The sequence below is a fragment of the Aminobacter carboxidus genome (assembly GCF_014863355.1).
Taxonomy (GTDB): Bacteria; Pseudomonadota; Alphaproteobacteria; order Rhizobiales; family Rhizobiaceae; genus Aminobacter; species Aminobacter carboxidus.
The window spans coordinates 14,651-36,043 of sequence record NZ_JACZEP010000006.1; the positions used below are offsets into that span (position 1 = coordinate 14,651).

Below are 21,393 nucleotides of genomic sequence, written 5' to 3' on the forward strand. Positions count from 1 at the left end.
ACATTGGAAAAGCGGTCGAAAAGTTTGCCACTGCTGTTCACGAGTTCCGACTGGAACTTTGACGACCTGTCGCGCGTCTATGACGCGATCCGCGAGATCGCCGTCACTGAGCTTCGCCTCGACTTCTATCCCAACCAGATCGAGGTCATCTCGTCAGAGCAGATGCTCGACGCCTATTCCTCGATCGGCATGCCGCTGATGTACCAGCACTGGTCCTTCGGCAAACATTTCGTCCACGAGTCCAACCTCTATCGCAAGGGGCGCATGGGGCTCGCCTACGAACTGGTGATCAATTCCAATCCCTGCATCACCTACCTCATGGAAGAAAACACCATGGCGCTGCAGACGCTTGTCATCGCGCACGCGTCGTTCGGCCATAACCACTTCTTCAAGAACAACTACCTGTTCCAGCAATGGACCGATGCCGGCGCCATCCTGTCCTACATGGAGTTCGCCAAGAGCTTCATCGCCCGCTGCGAGGAACGCTACGGCCCGGCTGCCGTCGAGGCCGTGCTCGATGCGTCGCATGCGCTGATGCCGCAGGCGGTATTCCGCTATCGCCGCCGTCCGCGCCTGTCGGTCGAGCGCGAGCGGGCGCGCATCCGTGAGCGGCTCGAGCACGAGGAGCGTACCTTCAGCGACCTTTGGCGCACCCTGCCGCTAGCTGCCGAAGCCGAGGCGCCGCGCGAGGTCGAAACCGACATGGCGGAGCGTCAATCGGCGATCGAGTATCCCGAGGAAAACCTGCTCTACTTCCTGGAAAAATACAGCCCGGTGCTCAAGGCCTGGCAACGCGAGATCCTGCGCATTGTCCGCGTCATCGCGCAGTATTTCTACCCGCAGCGGCAGACCAAGGTGATGAACGAGGGCTGCGCCACCTTCGTCCACTACACCATCATGAACAGACTCTACGACAAGGGCCAGATCAGCGAAGGCACCATGCTGGAAGTGCTGCAGAACCACTCCAACGTGGTGTTCCAGCCCCACTTCGACGACCCGCGCTATGGCGGCCTCAATCCCTACACGCTGGGCTTCAACATGATGCGTGACATCCAGCGCATCTGCACCGAGCCCACTGCGGAGGACCGCGACTGGTTTCCCGATTTCGCCGGCAATGGCGACTGGTGCGGCACGCTGCTCGACGCCTGGGCGACGCACCGCGACGAATCCTTCATCCGGCAGTTCCTGAGCCCGGCGCTGATCCGCGACATGCGGCTGTTTTCGCTGCAGGAAGAATCCTCGGATCCCTATTACGAGGTGACCGCGATCCATGACGAGCGCGGCTACGAACGCGTGCGTTCGAGCCTCGCCAACAGCTACGATGTCGGCATGACCCAGCCCGACATCCAGGCAGTGGGCGCCGACCTCAAGGGCGACCGCAAGCTGCGCCTCAAGCACACTGTGCACAATGGGGCTACGCTGGTCGAGGAAACCCGCAACGAGACGATGCGCTACATCCAGCGGCTCTGGGGCCACGAGGTCAGCCTCGTCGGCGTCGATGCCCAGACCGACAAGGTGCTCTACGAAGTCTCGTCCAAGGAGCTGGGCGAGAAGGCCTGAGTTAGGCCAGCGCCGCCTTCATCTTGCGCACGATCCCGGCGTCGGTGTGTTTTGGTCGCGGCGCGACAAAGCCGAGTTCGAGCGCCTTGCCGGCGGGCGCGTCTGATACCACCGAGCAGGACGAGTGAATCTCGCGCAGTGGCAGCCGCGCCTTGATCGCGCCGACTGTGTCGAGATTGACGCCCGACCCGGGCATGATGACGATGCAGCCGCGCGCGTGGTCGCAGCACGCAGCCAGCGCTTCGAGCCCCTTCAGCGCCGTGGTCTCTCCGCCCGAAGTCAGGATGCGCTCGAAGCCGAGTTCGACGGCAAGCTCGATCGCGTCTGTGAAATCCGGGCCGGCAAGGTCGAAGGCGCGGTGCAGCGTCGTGCCGAGTCCTTGCGCATGCGCGCTCAGTCGCGAAAGCACCTCGTGGTCGAGCGCGCCGTCCGGCTTGCTGGCGCCGAGCACGACACCCGCCAGTCCGGCGGCACGCACGGCGTCGATGTCGGCCAGCAAGGTTGTGACATCCGCGTCGTCGAAAACGAAATCGCCGGGCCGCGTGCGGATCATCGCATAGACTGGGATCGGCGCCCTGGCAGCAAGGGCCATCAGGCCGGGCGACGGGGTCAGGCCACCTGTTTCGAGCGCAGCGCAAAGCTCGATGCGATCAGCACCGCCTTCAATCGCCGCAGCCAGGCTTTGCGGGCTGTCGACGCAGACTTCGAGGCGGATTTTCTCAGACATGGGCAAGCTCCTGGAAACCGACGGCCGCAGCACCGATGAGGCCCGGCTCAGTGGTCAAGGCTGCCTTGACCAGCAGCGGGCTTTGCGCGCGCCGCAACGTGCGGCTACGCACCTTATTGTCGAGCGCAGCGATCAGTTCGGGCACATTAGACAGTCCACCGCCAACGGGAACGACGGATGCGCCGATGATGTTCATCGTCAGCGCCAGCGGCACGCCGACAAGTTCGAGATAGACATCCATGGTGCGGCGCGCCTTCGCCTCGCCTTCGCGCCAGCGGTCGATGACATCAGTGCTCGACAGCACCTCGCCGCACAGGAAATGGTGCAACTTCTCGACCCCGCGGGCGCCGCCGATGGTGTCGACGCAGCCAGCCTGGCCGCAGCCGCAGGCGAAATGCGGGACTTCGACCGGCGGCGTGCCGACGCGCGTCGCCAGCGCTTGGCCGTGGCCCCACTCGCCGGCATAGCCGCCAGCACCCCGAACGAGACGACCGTCGATGACCAGTCCGCCGCCGACGCCGGTGCCCAGGATGATACCGAAGACATTGGCATGACCACGCCCCGCTCCTTCAGTCGCCTCGGCCATGGCGAAACAATCGGCATCGTTGGCGATCGACACCGGCAGCCCGATCTCGGCTTGGAGATCGGCTGCGATGGTACGGCCGTCGATGCAAGGGATGTTGGCGCATTTCAGGCTGCCGGAAGCTGGATCGACTACACCGGCGATCGAGATCGAAACGCCTTTGGTACGGCCACGATCCGGCGCCACGCGCTCGGCGATGACCGCGGCGAAGGCGTCAAAATCGTCAAGCGGGGTTTTGACCCGGTCGATGATCTCGATTTCGCTGGCCGAGCCCGCGCGGGCGCTTTTTATCGTTGAACCGCCAATGTCGAAGCAGGTAAGCATGAAATCAGTTCCCGGATGGATGAATGCTGCGGGACGTCTGGCCACGGCGCCCAAATTTCAAGACGACAACTCGCAAAGGCACTTATGGACAGTTCGCGCAAACGACGCACCTCGCCGACCATCTCCGATGTCGCCGAGCTGGCCGGCGTGTCGCGCGCGATCGCCTCGCGGGCACTGTCGAGCGAAAGCCGACCCGTCTCCGCCGACAAGCGCGCGCGTGTGCTTGAAGCAGCAGACAAGCTCGGCTTCAAGCCCAATCTTCTGGCCCGCAGCCTGACCACCAAGACGGTCAACCTGATCGCGGTCATCGTCAACCACATCCACGACTTCTCCGATCTCGACCTGTTTGACCTGCTGATCAGCGACATCCAGTCGATCGGCAAGCAGGTGATCTTCCTGCGCGTCGGCTCGGTCGAGCGGATCGAGGAGTTCCTGCGCAACGGCGTCGCCTATCACGTCGATGCGGCACTGGTGTTTTCCGACTTCGCCGATGCCGAAAGCGTGCGCAAGATGTTCCGCAGCGACGACGTTTTGATGCTCAACGGCATGCATGACGGCTCGTCTCCTTCAGTCGTGCCCAACGAGGCGATCGGCATCGCCGAAGCGGTTGCCGATGCCGCCAACAAGGGCGTTGCGACCGCGGCCCTGGTGACCGGACGCGTATCCTCGCCGGTCGAACAACAGCGCATCACCAACTACAAGGCCGAGATGGCAAAACGCGGCATCAGCCTGGTTGCGGAACTGCGCGGCGACTACTCCTACCAGAGCGGCCGCAGCGTCGCGCAATCACCTGAATGGCCGACGACCGACGCGGTGTTCTGCACCTCCGATGCGATGGCCATGGGTATTATGGACGTTCACCGCGATGCCTTTCCCGGCAACAGGCCGGAGCGCTTCCGCCTCTACGGCTTCGACAATTTGTCGCTGACGGATTTCGAGGCCTATCCGATCTCGTCGATCGGCTACGACAAGAAGACCTATGTCGGCGAGATCCTGCGGTTCCTGGCGACGCCCGAGCAATTCTGCAATGGTCAGGCCGAGGTGACTGTGCCGACCTTCTTCGTGCCGCGCGCGACGTCCTGAAGAACAAGCCGAAAGCAAAACGGGCAGGCTATTCGCCTGCCCGTTGCCTCGGCCCTGTCTTACCAGAGTGGAGTCAGTGCCGGTGGGTTGGCGGCTTCGCCCCACCACTTCTTGTAGTTGGTCTCGTAGGCGCCGCTCTGGATGTAGTCGGACACGAACATGTCGATCCAACGCACGAAGCCCTCATCGCCCTTGGCGACAGCGATGCCGATCGGGTCGTTGGAGTGCAGGCCCGGCAGCGTCACCAGGTTCTCGTTCTTGGTGGCGAGATAGTCGAGCAGCGAGGAGTCCTCGATGGCGGCATCGACACGCTTCTGCTGCAGCAGAAGCACGCCTTCCGGCGAGAAGTTGTCGGTGTAGACGAGCTCGGCCTGGGGCGCCGCATTCTTGATGAAGGTCTCGCCGGTCGAGCCGCGGCCGACGACGATCTTCTTGCCGGCGAGGCCTTCGAGCGAGGTGATGCCGGCGTCCTTCTGGACGATGATGCGTAAGCCAGCGCGGTTGTAGGGGATCGAGAAATCGACCGACTTGGCACGCTCAAGCGTTGCCGAGGTGTTGGCAACGGCGATGTCGATCTGGCCCGAGACCAGCATCGAGATGCGGGCGTCGCCCGAGACGTCGACGAACTCGACCGGCACGCCGAGCTTTTCGGCAAGCATGGTGGCGACGTCGACGTCATAGCCGACCGGATTGTTCTGGGCGTCGCGGAAGCCGATCGGCTCGCCGCCAAGCGACACGCCGATGCGCACGGTGCCGCGCTCGCGGATTTCGTCGATCTTGCCGGCGTGGGCAGCGCCCGTGGCCGCGAGGCCAAAGGCCAGCGCCATGCCGGCCAGTTTCGTCATCAGGTTCTTCATTTTCCCTCTCCCTTAGGTTTCTAGGATGTGAACGGTTCGGCGAAGCGATGTTCCGGCTCGGGCAGGTCGGTGTCCCAGAACCAGTATTTGATCTGCTCTTCGCAATTCAGGCTGACGACCTTGTGGTTGCCCTTGGCGTCGAGCGCGTGGATGACGACGCCGGCCAAAAAGCCGCTTTTCAGCTCGCGCAGCTCCTCGATGGCAAGTGCTATGGCCTGCTCCAGCGAATGGCCGAGGCGCATGGCGAGCACGATGGTGCGGGCGGTGCCGCAGCGCATGGTCATCTCGCCGGTATGGGTGCAGGCGGCAGCGCCAAAGCGGCTATCGGCATAAAAGCCGGCACCTGGGATCGGCGAGTCACCAAGACGGCCGGGATATTTCCAGGCCCAGCCGGAGGTCGAGGTCACAACGTTGAGGCCGCCGAGGCTGTCCTTGGACAGGAACACGGTGGTGTCGCGCACGCGTTCCGGATCGGTGATTGTGCGGCTGAGCGGGGCAAGTGCTATGTCGGGGAATTTCGCCAGCTCTTCCGGCGAAAGCTCCTTTTCGAGCCGTTGCCACCAGACACGCTTGCTCTCCTCATAGAGCGTCTCGTCATGGGGAAAGCCGATCTCGGTGGCAAAGCGGCGGGCACCGTCGCCAGTCAGCATGACATGCGGCAGGCGCTTCATCACCTCATAAGCAAGGGCGGCGACCGGGATGGTGTCGGGAACAGCGCCAACAGAGCCGACTTCACGCGTAGTGCCGTCCATGACACCGGCGTCGAACTCCATGCGGCCAAGCATGTTCGGCCAGCCGCCAAAGCCGACCGAGCGGACCTTGACCTCGCGCTCGACCTCGCTGATGCCGGCAACCATGGCGTCGATGCCGTGACTGCCACCTTTCAGAAGGTCGACGCTCTTGGAGAAGCCGGGCCAGGCCTCGGAATTGGCAAGCAGGATCATTTCAGTCTTTACGCATCTTGGAGAGGAACTGGGCCACGCGCGGCAGGGCCATGCCCGTGGCGGAGAAGAATTCTTCGGTCGGCAGGTCGGCGATGAGCTGGCCCTTGTCGAGGAAGGCGATGCGCGAGGAGATGGAGCGCGCGAATTCGATCTCGTGAGTGACGAAGACCATGGTGGTGCCGGTCTTGGCGAGCGCGGCAAGGATCGACAGCACTTCCGACGTCATTTCAGGGTCGAGCGCACTCGTCACCTCGTCGAGCAACAGGTAGCTCGGCTTCATGGCGAGCGCCCGGCAGATGCCGACGCGCTGGCGCTGGCCGCCGGACAGCTGCGAGGGATAGGCGTCGGCGCGCTCGGTTAGCCCGACGGAGTGCAGCAGCTCGCGCGCCTCTGCCTCAGCCTGCATGCGCGGCAGCTTCAGCACCTCGATCGGGGCCAGCGCCACGTTCTGCACCGCGGTCATGTGCGGGTAGAGGTTGAACAACTGGAACACCGTGCCCGAGCGCTTGCGTGCCTCGCTCAGCTCGCGCGGCTTCGATACGTCGAAACCGTCGACCGTGATCTTGCCGGCGTCGATCTTCTCCAACCCGTTGATGCAGCGGATGAGCGTCGACTTGCCCGAGCCGGACGAGCCGAGCACGGACACGACCTCGCCCTGACGGATCTCGAGGTCGATGCCGTTGAGCACTGTGGCAGCACCAAAGGATTTGCGCAGACCGGTGATGCTGATCATTTACAGACCTTTCCAGGCGGTATGGGCGCGAAGCCGCTTCTCGAAGCGTGCGCCGGCATAGGTCACCAGCTTGGCGGTGAGGTAGTAGAGCAAGCCTACGGCAGTCCAGACGAGGAACGGCTTGAGCGTGCGCAGGTTGAGGATGTTGCCGACCTTGGTCAGGTCCATGACGCCGATCACCGAGATCAGCGAGGTGACCTGCAACTGGTTGACCAGCAGGCCGGTGAGCGGCCCGATGGCGAAGGCTGTCGCCTGCGGCGCGATCACCCGGCGCAGGATCTGCCAGCGCGTCAGGCCGAAGACGCGCGCGGCCTCGATCTGGTCGCGGCCGACCGACTCGATGGCTGAGACGGCGATGACGTAGATGAAGGCAGCGCTATTGCCGGAAAGCGTGATGACGGCGGCTTCGGTCGGCGTGACGTTGATCTTGAGGAACGCCGGCAGGCCGAAGAACACCAGAAACAGCTGCACCAGCACCGGCGAGTTCTTGAGCAACTCGGCAACGAAGGTGACGAGCTGCATCAGCACCGGCACGCGGTAGAAGCGGATCACCGCCCAGACCGTGCCGATGAAAAGGCCGATCAGCGTGGTCGAGACGAACAATGCCAGCGAGACGCCAAGGCCTTGAAGCAGGAGAACGATGTCGAACGGCGTGAAATCTCCGTAGCGCATCAGACCGCTCCCTCTTCCTGGTGACGGTTGAGGTATCGGTGCAGCATGCCGATCAGGATCGACACGGAATAGGTCAGCGCGGCGTAGGCGACGAGCAGGACGAAATAGACCTCGAACGGGCGGAAGGTGTTGGAAGCAACGATCTTGGCCGAGCCGGTCAGTTCGTTGAGCGTGATCGTCGACAGGATCGACGACGTCAGGATCAGATTGATGAAGACCGAGCCCAATGGTCTCACCGAGGCGCGCAGGGCAATCGGCAGAATGATCTTGCGGAAGATGGTGATCTTCCTGAGTCCGCTGACCTGCGCTGCCTCGATGACGCCCGGGTCGATTGCCAGGATGCCCGAGCGGATGACGTCGGAAGTGAAGGCGCCGCCGGCGATCGACAGCGCGACGACGCCGGTGGTGAAGGCATCGATATAGATGCCGATCTCGGGCAGGCCGAAATAAAAGAAAAACAGCTGCACGATGAAGGGGATGTTGCGGAAAATGTCGATGTAGACGGCGGCCAGCCGGTTGAGCAGCGGCGACGCCGAGGTGCGCATCGCGCCGATGGCGAGGCCCAGCACCAGCGAGCCCAAAACGGCAAGCGTGCAGGCCTGCAACGTCAACCACGCCCCTTCCAGCAGGAAGGGGATATGCTTGGCGAGGATCGACAGGTCGAACTTCAAGCGGCACGTTCCCGAAAAGTGAAACCGGTTTCACTCTGCAAAACAGGCAAGGCGATGTCAACGCCTCGACAGGCTGAGTTTCAGTTTTTTCATCGGAGAACGTCCCGCCGCGGGCCTCGGTTCGCCGCCCCTGCGACCGGCCGGTGGGACAATGTCTCAACTCTTATGTGTTCGGTTTACAATTTGTTAGGGGCGCTGCCTCGTTTGCGACCAATCGTCATTTTAGCAACCGCTCATTAACCGACACACGTCATCCTTTTTCTACGCATCGGGGACTACCACTGTGAAAAGTATCGTCGCGCTGATCGCGCTATCGGCGTCGTTTGCCTGTACGCCTGCTGCCCAGGCCGGAACGACCATGGAGACCAAGGGTAAGGCTTTTGCGCCGCCCGCATTCACCTCGTTCTGCGGCCGTGAGCCGGGCCTGTGCAGCACATCCGGCGGCAGCAAGGTTGTTGCCTTGCACGCCGACCTCAAGTCCGAGCTCAAGCAGATCAACCGCGCCGTCAATTCGCGCATCAAGGAACGCAACGATATCGGCGATGACTGGCGCGTGCCGGTTTCATCAGGCGATTGCGAGGATTTCGCGATCCTGAAGAAGCGCGAATTGCTGAAGCGCGGCTGGCCGGCCTCGGCGTTACTGCTGACCGTGGCGCGCTATCGTGGCCAGGGTCACACGGTCCTGACCGTGCGCACCAGCGAAGGCGATCTGATCCTCGACAACCTGACCAGCTCGGTTCGCGACTGGTCGAGCACGCCCTACAGCTATTTCGCCCGCCAGGCGCAAGGCAACGGCAGAAGCTGGGAACGGATTGGCGCCGCCAAGCCGATCCTGTCGACCGCGTTCGGCGGCTGACGCCCTCTCCCGAACTTCAGCCTCGACGTTCGAGCAGGATGGTCGGTTCACCGTGATAAGTGGTTCGACCAACCTCGCGGTAGCCGTTCTTCTCGGCGACACGCAGCGACGCGCCGTTGGCCGGATCGATGATGCAGACGGTGTGGCCGGCAAATCGGCTGTCGGCCCAGCGCACGAAAGCGCCAACTGTCTCGCTCGCAATGCCCTTGCCATGCATGTCGGCGGCAAAGCCCCAGCCAGCCTCGGGAATGCCTTCGATCGAAGGGACGATTTCCCGCTTCAGGTCATGGAAGCCGCACTCGCCGATGAAGCGGCCGCTGGCCTTTTCCTCGACGGCCCAGAATCCATAACCGATCAGCGACCAGGAGCCGGCGTGGCGCAGGAAGCGCTGCCAGCTTTCCTCTCGCGTCCGCGGCTTGGCGATGAAGCGGGTAACGACCGGATCGGCCCACATCGCGGCATAGGCATCGAAGTCGTCGATGCGATGCGGCCGCAGGATGGTGCGCTCGGTCTCGATGACGGGAATGTCGGCAAGGGAAAAGGCGGCCATCGAGATGCTCCGTGAACGATGGACGCCGGTCTAGCACAGATGATCGCTCAGTCAGCAGGCCAGAACATGGCAACGCTGTCCGCCAGCGCGCTGACTTCTACGTGCTCATGCCCGCTTTCGGGCCCATGCTCTAGCCGCTCCACACCATCCGCATGTAGACGCCGCCGCGCGCGAGTTCGTCGAGCATCTGGTCTAGCCGTTTGCGGCGCGTCGTTTCGAGTTTGGCCTGGCCGATCCAGCCGAGATAGTCGTTACGCTGGTAGTCGGGCCGCGCCTCATAGGCCTCGGTCAGACCACGCGAAACAAGTTCGCCGCGGATCCAGTCAGGCATCTGATTGATCTGTCGTGTCAGCGCCATGGTCGAAACATGTATTCCTCAGTCTCTTCGTCAACTCGGCAAGTGACAGACAGCTGACATCTGCTGACATCTGCCTCGTCATATGCTTGCCCAAGGTCCATTGCTAAGGTGCCGCGGGCGAGTCGCATCACGAGGCACCGATGACTGACCTTATCCTGACCGTCATTCACCACCTGCTGGCATTCGCGCTCGCAGGCGTCATCGCCGCCGAGGTAATACTGGTGCGTCCCGGGCTCGAACGGCGCAACCTCGCCTTGCTTGGCCGCATCGACGCGACTTATGGCGGGCTCGCAGCACTTCTGCTGATCATCGGTGCGTCACGCGTCTATTTCGGACTGAAGGGCTGGGAGTTCTACGTCTACAACCCGACCTTCTGGGCCAAGATGGTGGCTTTCGCGGCCGTCGGGCTTTTGTCGATCGCACCGACGATCCGCATCGCGCGCTGGCGCTCGGCCGGCGGCGGCGATGCTTATGTCGTCCCCGATGCCGAAATAGCCAGGGTGCGCGGCTTCCTCAAGGCCGAGATCGCCGTCTTCGCGCTGATCCCGCTCTTTGCCGCGGCGCTAGCGCGCGGCTACTGAGCCGCCACTTCCGCTTCAACGACCTCGATCGGATCGATGTCGTCGAGAGGCACCAGCGGCGCCGGCTCGCTGGTGGATTTCTCCGGCGACTTGCAGATATCGGCGATGACGCAGCGCCAGCAATCTGGCTTGCGCGCCTTGCAGACATAACGCCCATGCAGGATCAGCCAGTGATGGGCGTGGCGCATGAATTCGTCGGGGATGATCTTCACCAGGATGTTTTCGACCTGCTCCGGCGTCTTGCCAGGTGCCAGCCCGATGCGGTTACCGATGCGCAGGATGTGGGTGTCGACGGCCATGGTGTGCTGGCCGAAAGCCATGTTGAGCACGACATTGGCGGTCTTGCGGCCGACGCCCGGCAATTCGACGAGCTGGTCGCGATCGTCCGGCACCTCGCCGCCATGGTCCCGAACCAGCGCTTCCGACAGCGCGATCACGTTCTTGGCCTTGTTGCGCCACAGGCCGATGGTGCGGATGTGCTGGCCGACGGTCTCCTCGCCCAGCGTCAGCATCTTTTCGGGCGTATCGGCGATGGCAAACAGCGCCCGCGTCGCCTTGTTCACGCCGATATCGGTCGCCTGCGCGGAAAGCACCACCGCCACCAGAAGCGTGAAGGCATTGACGTGCTCGAGCTCGCCCTTGGGCTCCGGCCGCTGGACCGAGAAACGACGGAAAATCTCGCGCACTTCGGCCGCCGAGTAGAGCGAACGGCGGCGCGTCGTGCGCGGCTTGGCACCGGCGGCCGACATGCGACCTTTGGGCGAGGCCCTCGGCTTATCTTTAGGCTTGGGGTTTTTCATCGCCTCTCTATAATTAGTCGCCATGAGCGAGACAAACGCCAGTTTTGTTGCCGACGAGCCGTTCTTCAAGGCTCTTCTTTTGCCACACCGCTCGCTCGGGCGTACCGGCTTCATGATCCTGATGGGCGCGCTGACATTCGGCTGGATCGTCACCGGCATCATCTTCCTGAGCCAGGGGGCCTGGCCGATCTTCGGTTTCCTCGGCCTCGACGTAATTGCCCTTTATGTCGCCTTCCGCCTCAACTATCGCGCCGCACGCGCCCGCGAGGAAGTCAGCGTCTCCCGCACCAGCCTGGACATCCTGAAGACGGCTCCGTCAGGCAGATCGCAGCGGTATCATTTCAATCCGTTCTGGGCCCGCTTCGCGGTCTCCCGCCACGAAGAGATCGGCATCACCGGCATGGCCGTCGAGACGCGCGAGACAAGCGTTGCGATCGGCAGCTTCCTCAATCCCGACGACCGCGAGAGCTTTGCCACGGCTTTTTCGCGGGCTCTTGCAACCGCAAGGAGCAGATGAGCAGGAATCGGGTGGGAAATACCCACAGCCCCCGCGATATTGGCGTCCAAGGAGATCAAGCCATGAACGCCCAGACGCAGACGAAACCCATCGCCACGCTGCAGCACGACATCACCCCGACCGGCTCCGAATATGAGACCGTGCGCCGGGTGATCGAGAAAATCAGCCTCGACTATCGCGACCAGCCCTCGCTCGAGACATTGGCCGCAGAAGTCGGCGAAACCCCGACCAGCCTGCAGAAGCTGTTCAGCCGCTGGGCCGGCCTGTCGCCGAAGGCCTTTTTGCAGGCAGTGACGCTCGACCACGCCCGCAAACTGCTCGATGACGGCTTGCCACTGCTCGAGACCTCGTTCGAGGTCGGCATGTCCGGGCCCGGACGCCTGCATGACCTGTTCGTCACCCATGAGGCAATGTCGCCGGGCGATTACAAGACCCGTGGCGCCGGCCTGACCATCCGCTACGGCTTCCACATCTCGCCCTTCGGCGTGGCGCTCGTCATGGTCACCGACCGCGGCCTCGCCGGCCTGTCGTTCAACGACGCCGGCGAAGAGCGCGCCGCCTTTGCCGACATGTCAGGCCGCTGGCCGAATGCCACCTATGTCGAAGACATGAGTGCGACCGCACCTTATGCCGCGCACATCTTCGACCCGGCCCGCTGGCGCCAGGACCAGCCCTTGCGCGTGGTCATGATCGGCTCCGACTTCCAGGTGCGCGTGTGGGAAGCGCTGCTCAAGATCCCGATGGGCCGGGCCTGCAGCTATTCGGCAATCGCCTCGGAAGTCGGCTCGCCCAAGGCAAGCCGGGCGGTCGGTGCAGCCGTCGGCGCCAACCCGCTATCGTTTGTCGTCCCCTGCCACCGGGCACTTGGCAAATCAGGCGCGCTGACCGGCTACCATTGGGGCCTGACGCGCAAGCGGGCTATTCTGGGCTGGGAGGCGGGACAACTGACCGCTGCGGACGCGAAAACAGCCGCGGCCCGAACAGGTTGATGCACAAGCCGGCGATGACAAGACTGGAGGCGACGAGTTTCCAGTCTTGCAGCGGTTCGCCAAGCAGCACCGCCGAGCCAAGGAAGCCGAACACCGGCACCAGCAAGGTGAAGGGCGCTACCGTCGAGACCGGATAGCGCGCCAGCAGTCCGCTCCAGGCGGCGAAGCCGAACAGCGTCGAGAGATAGACGATGTAGGCGATGGAACCGACCGAGGCCCAGTCCAGTCCGGTGAAGCTGCTCACGAAGTGTTCCGGGTCGAGGATCAGCGCCACCGCCAGCAATGGCGGCAAGGCAAACAGGCTGCCCCAGACGACGAGACCGAGCACGTTGGGCGCGGCGGCGGCACGCTGCGAGATCTGTTTGGAAACGACATTGCCACCGCCCCAGGCGGCGGCCGCCGCGATCAGCAGCAGCAACCCGGCCATGGTCACATCGCCGCCGATATGCAGGGCAACCATTCCGACACCGCTGAACGCCAACGCAGCACCGGCCAGTTGCCAAGGTGTCGGTCGCTCACCCAGCAAAATCATCGACAAGCCGATGGTGAAGAACACCTGCAACTGCAGGATCAATGACGACAACCCGGCACTCATGCCGATCTTCATGCCGGTGAACAGAAAGCCGAACTGCAGCGCAAAGATCAGCAGACCGTAAGTGGCGATCATCGAGAGCGGCACATCAGGGCGCTTGATAAAGAACACCCACGGAAAGGCGGCGAGGAAGAAGCGCGCGACCCCGAGCGCCAGCGGCGACACCTGGATCAGGCCGATCTTGATGATAGCGAAGTTGACACCCCAGATCAGGACGATGCTCAGGGCGAGCAGCAGATGGCGCGGGCGCATGGTTCAATTTTCCTGACGCTATCAATCAAATATTTGAATTGATTGACTTTTTAGCCTACACGATGCTGGTCGGAAGGAAAAGGCCTGCCCTTTGCGCCGACTTCGGGTTACATCGTTGACCACGGTCCATCGCGCTCGTTGGCAAGAAGTGCGTTGAGGCGGCTGATGGACTATTGGCTAGTGCAGCGGCATGATCCGCAGATTCGGAAGGAACGCCCATGCCTGCAAAATTTGAAAACACGACCAACACACCGAACCTGATCAACGTGCACATCAACGCGCTGGAGCCGGGGAACCTTATTGTTCGTCTTGAGTATGTGACCTCCCAGGAGCACATCGAGCGGGTTCGTCGTGGAGAGAGCACGGCTGAGAGTGTGGAGCTTCTGATAAAGCCGCACCAAGCACGAAAGATCGCAGAAGGCCTCGTCCGCCAAGCAGACCTGATCGAAGCGTCAAAGCAACCCGCTGGCGGCCCAAAGCAGTAGCAATGATCTGCAAATGATGGCGACCCGCCTCCGGCCGTGAGGAAGTCGCATTTCGTCTTGGCTCCTTGAGCGAGCCGATTTCCAGACGGCCCTTTTTTGAAGCTCCCTCCCTGAGCTGGATCGCCAATCTTCATTGGTTGCTTGAGCATGGTTGACCGGCGCGCGCTGCTGTCGGTTCAACCACGGGTCTGATGCTGCCTAAGCTCCTATGCTTGTGGGGCGCGCCATGGGCGAGATTATATCAGCTATCGATCATATTGTTTGAAAGAGACCTGCGGTGAAATCCGGCCATGCTTAGTCGACGAGCATATTCTTGTTGCTGTGGATCACACTTGTCACGTATCTGGATCAACCGTCAGGTGCAGATACTTGAGCGCTTGGCCACCTATTTCAAGACAATCGAACGCATGCATCCAATAATAATTCATATATACTTCAATCACGCGCAGCAAACGAGATTGACGCCCTGTCGAATATCTCGATATCGTGTAGAATAAATAGTATGCACACAAACGAACTTTTCGACAGAGTTTGGCGTTAATACCAAATTAACCATACTGGATCACCGTCAACTCCAGGACAGGCGGATACTCGCAGTTCCCGGAGAGCAGAATGAAATACTGCATGCTCACTACAGCGCTTGCCATCGCGGCCGGCGCGATGGTTCAGCCGGCGCTCGGGGCCACCGGCAACGTCACCTTCAACGGTACGGTCGCGGCTATTTGCACACTCGTCGTGACCAACGGCAGCGGCACCATGACCGCGAGCCCCGGCCTGCAGTCGTTGAGCTCGCACAATGCCGGTGGTTCGCCCGGCACCGTCACAATCACCACCACGGGCAATGTCGCGCTCAGCGTTGGCGCACCCACCGCGATCACCGTTCCGCCGGCTGACATCACGCCGATCACGTGGTCGCCGACCTATTCCGTAGCCGGCGCCCACACCATCGCGGAAACCGGCGCCTCTTCGAACCTGTCGACTCCAGGCGTGGATACCGTGACCGTCCACCTCGCCGGCACCAAGACCGGCTCCGACATCTTTGCCGCCGGCAGCTACTCCGCCACCGTCACGGTGACCTGCCAATAGAGGCTGTAACAGACAAGAACGACAGGGAGAGCTTGATGTTACGCAGCCTGGCATTTCTCGGATTGGCGCTGGCGGCCAGCCCCGCATTCGCACAGTCGATGTCGCCGATGCGCGGCGAGGTAACGAGTTTCACCGACGCATTTGCCATCCGCGTCTTTCCATCCAATCCCTACAACCAGAAGATCCGGATCGATATCCGCGTCTACGACCAGAACTTCCAGCCGGTGAACGCCAAGATAGCGCCCAACAGTTTCATGCTGGGCGCCGAGGCGTCGCGGCCAGTCCTGGTTGTCGTGCCATTCGACGGCAACAATGAGCGTAAAGTGCGTATTTGTACGGAAAGCGTGCCATTTCCAAATGAACAGACGCAGATCAAGGCTCAAATATGCGGAAAATTTCTCGGACAGCGGCGTTTCTGACGCTCACGAGCCTCGCCGCATTGACGCCTTGCGCGTCCTGGGCCGAGGACGTCTACAATCTCAACCAGAACCAGAGCGGTTTCTCCCTGCCGGGCGTGACACTGCCGCAAGGCCAGGATGAAGTGCGCGCCGCGGATGGCACGACCTGCCGTTCGGCGGTGTCGGGCAGCGGCGCCTATCTCGATGTCGGCGTGATCCAGGGCAACAACCGCGAGAACAACGACCTCGCCACCTATGGCCGCGTCGTCATCCCGATCGGCCGCACGCCCAAGCGGCTCGATTGCTCCAAGCTTTATGAGCTCGAAGTGGCGCGGCTGCAGATGGAGCTGAAGCTGCTCAAGATGGGGCTGGGCGGACAGGGCGGCGACATCACCGGCTCGGTGCAGCATTCCAAGGCCGGCTGGGCAGAAAGCGGCTGGACCGACGGCAAGGCACCGCCCCAACCCACGACCGGGCAGTGACCATGCGCGCCGGCACTTCGGCCCTCGCGATCATGAGCCTTTGGCTGGCGGCTGCGCCCGCGCAAGCGGCCATCATCGGCACCTGCACCATCAACGTCCAGAGCAACGGCACGCTTTCGCCCAATCCGACGATCAACGTCTTCGGCTCGACCCAGGCCGGCGGCTCGGCCGCCTCGGTCAGCGTCACCACCAGTTCGCTTTTGTGCTCGATCCTGAACCTGCTCGACTGCTACGGACTGTCGGCGCCCGCACCCGTCAACTTCCTGTCGGCTCCAAGCGGCGGCGATGCCAACGTAACCTTCGCCTCGACCTACACCGTCGACAGCGTGACCTACGGCGGCAGCACGATCACGCGGGTGTCGAACGGCACCAGGATTGTCCCGGTCAACCTGACAGCGACCAAATCGACAGGCATCTTCCCGGCCGGCACCTACCAGGCACAGGTCGTCTTCCGCTGCGAATAAGCAAACTGCGAATGACCGGGCCGCCATCTGGCAAGCGATCGCGACACAATGTAGTTTCCGGCTGACTTTTCAGGAGACTGCCGTGATCACCGTTGTCGGATCCATCAACCTCGACCTCATCGCAACCGTCGGCCGCCTCCCGAGCCCGGGCGAGACCGTTCCCGGCGGCGACTTCAGGTCGGCGCCCGGCGGCAAGGGCGCCAACCAGGCGCTCGCGGCTGCGCGCGCTGGTGCCCAGGTGCGGATGGTCGGCGCAGTCGGCAAGGATGCCTTCGCCGGCGAGGCTGTCGCCTACCTCAAGAGCAGCGGCGTCGACCTGTCCGGCGTAGCCGAGATCCAGGCAGCCACCGGCATCGCGCTGATCCTTGTCGGCGGCGACGGCGAAAACATGATTGCGGTGGTGCCGGGCGCCAATGGCTCGGTGGTGCCGGGCGATCTCGCCAAGGCCCAGTTCACCAAGGGCGACATCGTGCTGCTGCAACACGAAATCCCGCTTGCGACAGTGGATGCGGCGCTCGACGCGGCACGCAAGGCAGGTGCTGTGACCATGCTGAACACTGCACCGTTCCGCGCCGAAGCCGCAAGCTTCGTCGGTAAGGCCGACTATGTCGTTGCCAACGAAACCGAGTTCGACCTCTACGCCGAAGCCCTGTCGCTGCCCGCCGGCGAAAGGCCGGCGCGGATGGGCGAATTCGCCCGCAGCACCGGCGCCACCGTCATCGTCACCCTCGGCGGCGACGGCGTGCTGGCCGCAAGGGGCGACGAACTCGTCCATATCGACGCGCTCAAGATCACCCCGGTCGATACCGTCGGTGCCGGCGACACCTTCTGTGGCTATCTAGCCGCCAGCCTCGCCGCTGGCCTCGATCTCGCCGAAGCGCTTCGCCGCGCCGCAGCGGCCGGCTCGCTCGCCTGCCTGAAGCCCGGCGCCCAGCCGGCTATCCCGATGGCCGCCGAGGTGGATGCGGCCATCCTGTAGCAGCAGGCTGTTGAGCGCCGGCAACCGTTAGTTCATCAGGTCTACCGGCTGCAGGTATTTGTCGTTTTTGCGAGGATTGGGAAGCTTCTGGAACTTGCTCTTGGCAAGCGAGAGTGCCTTTTTGTCAAATGCCGGGTCACCCGAAGTCTTGCTGATAGTGGCCGAGCTCATCTTGCCATTGTTGTCGGTGGTGATGCTGACGTTGGCGGTCCTTACTGCACAACCGCTGGGGCGCAACGTATTCGTCGCTACATTTTGAGTAGGACCCAGAGTTGGGCTGACAACGCTGGCGAGGTGACGATCCACATCACTTGTTTGCTTCCGCTTCTTCTGGACAGCCGGAAACTCTGCGTGCTTATTGTCGGGCGACCGCCGGAGGAACGGAACATGTCGCTTGAGCTCTATGCCGCCTATGTCGTCGCCTGCATCGTCATCGTGCTGATACCGGGGCCGACGGTCACCCTGATCATCGCCTCCAGCATAAGGCATGGCACGCGCGCCGGGCTCGCCAATGCCGCCGGCACGCAGATCGGCGTCGCCGTGATGATTGCCATCGTCGGCATCGGCCTCAACCAGATGATCGAGGCGATGGGCCACTGGTTCGAATGGGTCAGGCTGCTGGGCGCCGCCTATCTGATCTGGCTCGGCATCCAGATGTTCCGCTCGGGTGGCGAGCTTGCCGCCGACGGCATGCCCAGGCGGCCGCGTGGCGGCTTCTTCCTGCAGGGCTTTCTGGTTGCCATCTCCAATCCCAAGACGCTGATCTTCTTCGGCGCCTTCATCCCGCAGTTCATCGATCCGAGTGCCAACTACGCCCAGCAGATCGTCATCATGGGCGTCACGGCGATGGTCTTCGCCGCAATGTCGGACTCGGCCTATGCGATCGCCGCCGGCCGCGCGGGCAAGTTCCTGTCGGCCAGGCGCCTCAAACTGATGACCCGCATATCGGGCACCTTCCTCGTCGGCGGCGGCGTCTGGCTGGCGTTTTCACGGGCGAAATGAGGTACTGCACCATCCGATCTGATTATTGAAGTATAGCGCGCTTCCCCCCACATCATCACAGGAGGGGGGCTCGCACGATGCTGAAGAAATATTTAACACCAGCCGTGAAGTATCTTGCGGCGGCTGTTTTGGTAGCGATGTGCGTAGCTTTTGCCTTCCAGCCCATCTTGCAGCTGGTTTGGAACTCGAGCCCCGTGGTGGCGATCGATTCAGTAGTCGGGACCGTCGAAGTCGTCGCCACGAGCACAGGCCGAAGCGTACATGGACCCAGCTACCGCTACGGTGTGAGGGTCGGAGACCGGTTGGTTTTTCTACAGGATTGGCAAATCCGCAGGCGCGGCTCGACCGTCGTGCTTCGACGCATAAACTATGAGAACGGGACGGCTGACTATCAGCTGAATTGAAACGCCCCCCTCAAGGGAGGGCGTCTCCCGCGCACGGGGAGACGGAAACCTCAGAGCCGGCCGAGACGCTCGACCAGCAGGGCGAAGAAGCCGTCATGGTCGATGTCGCGCATGACGATGGCGTTCTTCGGGCGCTTGGTGACACCCCACCAGTCGATGACGGTCATGCCCATGGTCAGCTCGGAAGCCGTCTCGACGGTCACGTTGCAATGACGGCCCTGGAACAGTTCCGGCTTGAGAAGGTAAGCGATGACGCACGGATCATGCAGCGGACCACCATCGGTGCCGTACTTGCCTTCGTCGTAGCGCTCGAAGAACTCCAGCATCTGGGCGGTGGCGAGGCCGACCTTGGTGCCGAGCTTGCGGAAGGCGTCGATGCGCTTGGTGGTGGTCAGCGCCTTGTGGGTGACGTCGAGCGGCATCATGACGATCGGTACGCCCGAGCGGAACACCACATCGGCGGCATGCGGGTCGACGTAGATATTGAACTCGGCCGAAGGCGTGACGTTGCCGCCTTCGAAGAAGCCGCCGCCCATCAGCACGATCTCCTTGATGCGCGGGGCGATCCTGGGCTCGCGGATGAAGGCGAGCGCAACGTTGGTCAGCGGCCCGAGCGGGCACAGCGTGATGGTGCCGGCTTCCTCGCGCATCAGCGTCTCGACGAGGTAGTCGACGGCGTGCTGCTCCTGCAGCTTCATCGTGGGTTCGGGCAGATCGGGGCCATTGAGCCCGGTCTTGCCGTGGACTTCCTCGGCTGTGACCAGCTCGCGCATCAGCGGCCGGATGGCGCCGGAATACACCTTGATGTCGGGGCGGCCGGCCAGTTCGCAGATCTTGCGGGCATTGTTTTCGGTCAGCTTCAGCGGCACGTTGCCGGCGACAGCGGTAATTCCCAGAATGTCGAGCTCGGAGCTCCCCAGCGCCAACAGTATGGCGACGGCATCGTCCTGACCGGGGTCAGTGTCGATGATTATCTTGCGCGGTACGGGCATTTTCTTTCCTTGTTGGGCAGTTTTTTTGCAGTCTTGAAGTTGCCGACGGCGCGGACCATATCAACAACAGACGGGAAAATGCCATCCGGGTTTTTCCGCATTATGTCGCTCTCGGAGGACAAGCTGTAACATGAGCCGTATGACGCCCTTCTCAAGCCCGCTTCTCCTGGGCTTCGACACGATGGAAAAGACGCTGGAGCGCCTTGCCAAGTCGGGCGACAGCTACCCTCCCTACAACATCGAACGCATCAGGGATGCCGACGAACGGGGCGAAAGGCTGCGGATCACGCTTGCGGTGGCCGGTTTCGCCGAAAACGATCTCGAAGTCACCGTCGAGGAGAACCAGCTCATCGTGCGTGGCCGACAGAGCGACGACAAGGAGCGCGAGTTCCTGCATCGCGGCATCGCCTCACGGCAGTTTCAACGCTGCTTCGTTCTGGCCGACGGGATGCGGGTGATTGCTGCCGATCTGAAGAACGGTCTGCTCTCGGTCGATCTCGACCGGCCGGAAGCCGAACGACTGGTACGGAAAATAAACATATCGGTAGCAGACTAAGCACTGCCGATGGCTCTCATGCGGGATGGCCGAGACGGCATCCTGGCTAGAAGGAGGCTATAATGCCCAATACTGCCCAGAGACACACGATGACCACGGGCGAACTCGCCCATCTCGGCGAAGGCACCGTTGCCTATCTCAGGAAGGTATCCAGTGACGATCTGCGCGGCCGTTTCCCCGGCCTGACCGAGATCGACCCCGGCCTCGAATTGTGGGCGCTGTTTGCCGCCACCGGCGAACCGATCCTGTTGTCCGATGCCCGTGACCGTGCCCTTGCGGGTGCGATGGAAAACGATCTGACGACCGTCGCCATCCACTGACCTTCAGCACCGGCCTAGCACCGACGACAAGGTGGCGAAACGGACAAGGGCCGCAGATGCGGCCCTTCCCAAGCTTTTCCAGAAATTGACGAAATCAGGCGGCGTGCGAAGCCGGCGTTTCCGACAACAACGCATGGATCGCCGACGCATCGCGCGTGCCGCGAATCTTGGCCACCGTGTCGGCATCGCGCAGCACGCGGGCGATACGAGACAGCGCCTTGAGATGGTCGGCCCCAGCCCCTTCAGGGGCCAGAAGCAGGAAGACGAGATCGACCGGCTGGTCGTCCAGTGCTTCGAAGTCGACGGGCGTTTCCAGGCGCGCAAAGACGCCGGTGATCCGCTTAACGCCTGCGAGCTTTCCATGCGGGATGGCGATGCCATTGCCGACACCCGTCGAGCCAAGACGCTCGCGCTGGAGGATGGTGTCGAACACCTCCCGCTCGGGGATACCGGAAATCGCTGCGGCCCTTTCGGCGAGAAGTTGCAGAAGCTGCTTCTTCGAGTTCGCCTTCAAGGCCGGCATGATTGCCGGAGCCTCGATCAGATCACTCAGATCCATGCTGAAATTCCCTTGCT

General features: G+C 62.5%; 29 protein-coding genes. 15 read left to right on the plus strand and 14 right to left on the minus strand.

Annotated features, from left to right (window positions below; all coding sequences use genetic code 11):
* Positions 1-3: 3 nt before the first annotated feature.
* A complete protein-coding gene (locus tag IHE39_RS18620; protein ID WP_192567537.1) occupies positions 4-1,560 on the plus strand; it encodes a SpoVR family protein in 1,557 nt (518 codons plus the stop codon).
* A gap of 1 nt (position 1,561) precedes the next feature.
* Here IHE39_RS18620 and IHE39_RS18625 read toward each other — a convergent pair whose 3' ends face one another.
* The gene (locus IHE39_RS18625) at positions 1,562-2,287 is read right to left on the minus strand and encodes a copper homeostasis protein CutC (RefSeq protein ID WP_192567538.1); all 726 of its coding nucleotides are present in this window, start codon (positions 2,285-2,287) and stop codon (positions 1,562-1,564) included.
* The gene (locus IHE39_RS18630) at positions 2,280-3,194 is read right to left on the minus strand and encodes an ROK family protein (protein WP_192567539.1); all 915 of its coding nucleotides are present in this window, start codon (positions 3,192-3,194) and stop codon (positions 2,280-2,282) included. The genes IHE39_RS18625 and IHE39_RS18630 overlap by 8 nt, the downstream gene beginning before the upstream one ends.
* Before the next feature lie 84 nt (positions 3,195-3,278).
* On the opposite strand from IHE39_RS18630, the gene IHE39_RS18635 reads away from it, so the two are divergent.
* Positions 3,279-4,277: a LacI family DNA-binding transcriptional regulator gene (locus tag IHE39_RS18635; RefSeq protein ID WP_192567540.1), complete on the plus strand. Its 999-nt coding sequence runs from the start codon at positions 3,279-3,281 to the stop codon at positions 4,275-4,277.
* 59 nt (positions 4,278-4,336) lie between these two features.
* On the opposite strand, the gene IHE39_RS18640 is transcribed toward IHE39_RS18635, so the two are convergent.
* From IHE39_RS18640 to IHE39_RS18660, 5 genes are read right to left on the minus strand one after another with little or no spacing between them, the layout of a single operon-like run.
* On the minus strand, positions 4,337-5,134 hold the full coding sequence (locus tag IHE39_RS18640) for a transporter substrate-binding domain-containing protein (RefSeq protein ID WP_184769973.1): 798 nt from the start codon (positions 5,132-5,134) through the stop codon (positions 4,337-4,339).
* 20 nt (positions 5,135-5,154) lie between these two features.
* A complete protein-coding gene (locus tag IHE39_RS18645) occupies positions 5,155-6,078 on the minus strand; it encodes an isoaspartyl peptidase/L-asparaginase (protein ID WP_184769972.1) in 924 nt (307 codons plus the stop codon).
* 1 nt (position 6,079) lies between these two features.
* Complete coding sequence (locus tag IHE39_RS18650) at positions 6,080-6,811, minus strand: amino acid ABC transporter ATP-binding protein (protein ID WP_192567541.1); 732 nt, start codon at positions 6,809-6,811, stop codon at positions 6,080-6,082.
* Positions 6,812-7,483 carry an amino acid ABC transporter permease gene (locus IHE39_RS18655; protein ID WP_192567542.1) on the minus strand — a complete coding sequence of 224 codons (672 nt, stop codon included), beginning with the start codon at positions 7,481-7,483 and terminating at the stop codon, positions 6,812-6,814.
* The gene (locus IHE39_RS18660; protein WP_184769969.1) at positions 7,483-8,154 is read right to left on the minus strand and encodes an amino acid ABC transporter permease; all 672 of its coding nucleotides are present in this window, start codon (positions 8,152-8,154) and stop codon (positions 7,483-7,485) included. Before IHE39_RS18660 ends, IHE39_RS18655 begins: the two co-directional genes overlap by 1 nt.
* Positions 8,155-8,437: 283 nt before the next feature.
* Here IHE39_RS18660 and IHE39_RS18665 point away from each other — a divergent pair, with 283 nt between their 5' ends.
* Positions 8,438-9,010, plus strand: coding sequence for a transglutaminase-like cysteine peptidase (locus IHE39_RS18665; RefSeq protein ID WP_312880838.1), 573 nt, complete (start codon positions 8,438-8,440; stop codon positions 9,008-9,010).
* A gap of 16 nt (positions 9,011-9,026) precedes the next feature.
* On the opposite strand, the gene IHE39_RS18670 is transcribed toward IHE39_RS18665, so the two are convergent.
* Together IHE39_RS18670 and IHE39_RS18675 are read right to left on the minus strand one after the other, a co-directional pair.
* Complete coding sequence (locus IHE39_RS18670) at positions 9,027-9,560, minus strand: GNAT family N-acetyltransferase (protein WP_184769968.1); 534 nt, start codon at positions 9,558-9,560, stop codon at positions 9,027-9,029.
* 130 nt (positions 9,561-9,690) lie between these two features.
* A complete protein-coding gene (locus IHE39_RS18675) occupies positions 9,691-9,891 on the minus strand; it encodes a YdeI/OmpD-associated family protein (protein ID WP_246485560.1) in 201 nt (66 codons plus the stop codon).
* 167 nt (positions 9,892-10,058) lie between these two features.
* On the opposite strand from IHE39_RS18675, the gene IHE39_RS18680 reads away from it, so the two are divergent.
* Complete coding sequence (locus IHE39_RS18680) at positions 10,059-10,499, plus strand: DUF2214 family protein (protein ID WP_192567544.1); 441 nt, start codon at positions 10,059-10,061, stop codon at positions 10,497-10,499.
* Here IHE39_RS18680 and nth read toward each other — a convergent pair.
* The gene (gene nth / locus IHE39_RS18685) at positions 10,493-11,299 is read right to left on the minus strand and encodes an endonuclease III (RefSeq protein ID WP_192567545.1); all 807 of its coding nucleotides are present in this window, start codon (positions 11,297-11,299) and stop codon (positions 10,493-10,495) included. The genes IHE39_RS18680 and nth overlap by 7 nt on opposite strands.
* A gap of 22 nt (positions 11,300-11,321) precedes the next feature.
* Here nth and IHE39_RS18690 point away from each other — a divergent pair, with 22 nt between their 5' ends.
* Together IHE39_RS18690 and IHE39_RS18695 are read left to right on the plus strand one after the other, a co-directional pair.
* Positions 11,322-11,816, plus strand: a complete 495-nt coding sequence (locus tag IHE39_RS18690) for a DUF2244 domain-containing protein (RefSeq protein ID WP_192567546.1) — start codon at positions 11,322-11,324, stop codon at positions 11,814-11,816.
* A gap of 62 nt (positions 11,817-11,878) precedes the next feature.
* The gene (locus IHE39_RS18695) at positions 11,879-12,805 is read left to right on the plus strand and encodes a methylated-DNA--[protein]-cysteine S-methyltransferase (RefSeq protein WP_192567547.1); all 927 of its coding nucleotides are present in this window, start codon (positions 11,879-11,881) and stop codon (positions 12,803-12,805) included.
* On the opposite strand, the gene IHE39_RS18700 is transcribed toward IHE39_RS18695, so the two are convergent.
* Positions 12,735-13,649, minus strand: a complete 915-nt coding sequence (locus IHE39_RS18700; protein WP_184769962.1) for an EamA family transporter — start codon at positions 13,647-13,649, stop codon at positions 12,735-12,737. The two genes, IHE39_RS18695 and IHE39_RS18700, sit on opposite strands and share 71 nt — an antisense overlap.
* Before the next feature lie 218 nt (positions 13,650-13,867).
* On the opposite strand from IHE39_RS18700, the gene IHE39_RS18705 reads away from it, so the two are divergent.
* From IHE39_RS18705 to IHE39_RS18730, 6 genes are all read left to right on the plus strand, one after another.
* A complete protein-coding gene (locus tag IHE39_RS18705) occupies positions 13,868-14,134 on the plus strand; it encodes a hypothetical protein (protein WP_184769961.1) in 267 nt (88 codons plus the stop codon).
* A 612-nt stretch (positions 14,135-14,746) separates the two neighbouring features.
* Positions 14,747-15,220 carry a hypothetical protein gene (locus tag IHE39_RS18710; RefSeq protein WP_184769960.1) on the plus strand — a complete coding sequence of 158 codons (474 nt, stop codon included), beginning with the start codon at positions 14,747-14,749 and terminating at the stop codon, positions 15,218-15,220.
* Between the two features lie 35 nt (positions 15,221-15,255).
* Entirely contained in the window at positions 15,256-15,639 is a 384-nt protein-coding gene (locus IHE39_RS18715) for a hypothetical protein (protein WP_184769959.1), read from the plus strand.
* On the plus strand, positions 15,606-16,100 hold the full coding sequence (locus tag IHE39_RS18720) for a hypothetical protein (protein WP_246485562.1): 495 nt from the start codon (positions 15,606-15,608) through the stop codon (positions 16,098-16,100). The genes IHE39_RS18715 and IHE39_RS18720 overlap by 34 nt, the downstream gene beginning before the upstream one ends.
* A 2-nt stretch (positions 16,101-16,102) precedes the next feature.
* On the plus strand, positions 16,103-16,564 hold the full coding sequence (locus tag IHE39_RS18725) for a hypothetical protein (protein ID WP_210322334.1): 462 nt from the start codon (positions 16,103-16,105) through the stop codon (positions 16,562-16,564).
* Positions 16,565-16,646: 82 nt separating this feature from the next.
* Positions 16,647-17,543, plus strand: a complete 897-nt coding sequence (locus IHE39_RS18730) for a PfkB family carbohydrate kinase (protein WP_192567548.1) — start codon at positions 16,647-16,649, stop codon at positions 17,541-17,543.
* 27 nt (positions 17,544-17,570) lie between these two features.
* Here the strand turns inward: IHE39_RS18730 and IHE39_RS31100 are convergent, their stop codons facing one another.
* A complete protein-coding gene (locus IHE39_RS31100) occupies positions 17,571-17,849 on the minus strand; it encodes a TonB family protein (protein WP_192567549.1) in 279 nt (92 codons plus the stop codon).
* Positions 17,850-17,930: 81 nt separating this feature from the next.
* Here IHE39_RS31100 and IHE39_RS18740 point away from each other — a divergent pair, with 81 nt between their 5' ends.
* Positions 17,931-18,545 carry a LysE family translocator gene (locus IHE39_RS18740; RefSeq protein WP_192567550.1) on the plus strand — a complete coding sequence of 205 codons (615 nt, stop codon included), beginning with the start codon at positions 17,931-17,933 and terminating at the stop codon, positions 18,543-18,545.
* Between the two features lie 454 nt (positions 18,546-18,999).
* Here the strand turns inward: IHE39_RS18740 and IHE39_RS18745 are convergent, their stop codons facing one another.
* Complete coding sequence (locus tag IHE39_RS18745) at positions 19,000-19,941, minus strand: nucleoside hydrolase (protein ID WP_192567551.1); 942 nt, start codon at positions 19,939-19,941, stop codon at positions 19,000-19,002.
* 130 nt (positions 19,942-20,071) lie between these two features.
* On the opposite strand from IHE39_RS18745, the gene IHE39_RS18750 reads away from it, so the two are divergent.
* Both IHE39_RS18750 and IHE39_RS18755 read left to right on the plus strand, forming a co-directional pair.
* Positions 20,072-20,497 (plus strand): Hsp20 family protein, encoded by a 426-nt coding sequence (locus IHE39_RS18750; RefSeq protein ID WP_109575873.1) that lies wholly within the window; start codon positions 20,072-20,074, stop codon positions 20,495-20,497.
* A 62-nt stretch (positions 20,498-20,559) separates the two neighbouring features.
* Positions 20,560-20,817: a BQ00720 family protein gene (locus IHE39_RS18755; RefSeq protein WP_192567552.1), complete on the plus strand. Its 258-nt coding sequence runs from the start codon at positions 20,560-20,562 to the stop codon at positions 20,815-20,817.
* 94 nt (positions 20,818-20,911) lie between these two features.
* Here the strand turns inward: IHE39_RS18755 and ptsN are convergent, their stop codons facing one another.
* Positions 20,912-21,376 carry a PTS IIA-like nitrogen regulatory protein PtsN gene (gene ptsN, locus IHE39_RS18760; RefSeq protein WP_184769952.1) on the minus strand — a complete coding sequence of 155 codons (465 nt, stop codon included), beginning with the start codon at positions 21,374-21,376 and terminating at the stop codon, positions 20,912-20,914.
* Between the last annotated feature and the right edge of the window lie 17 nt (positions 21,377-21,393).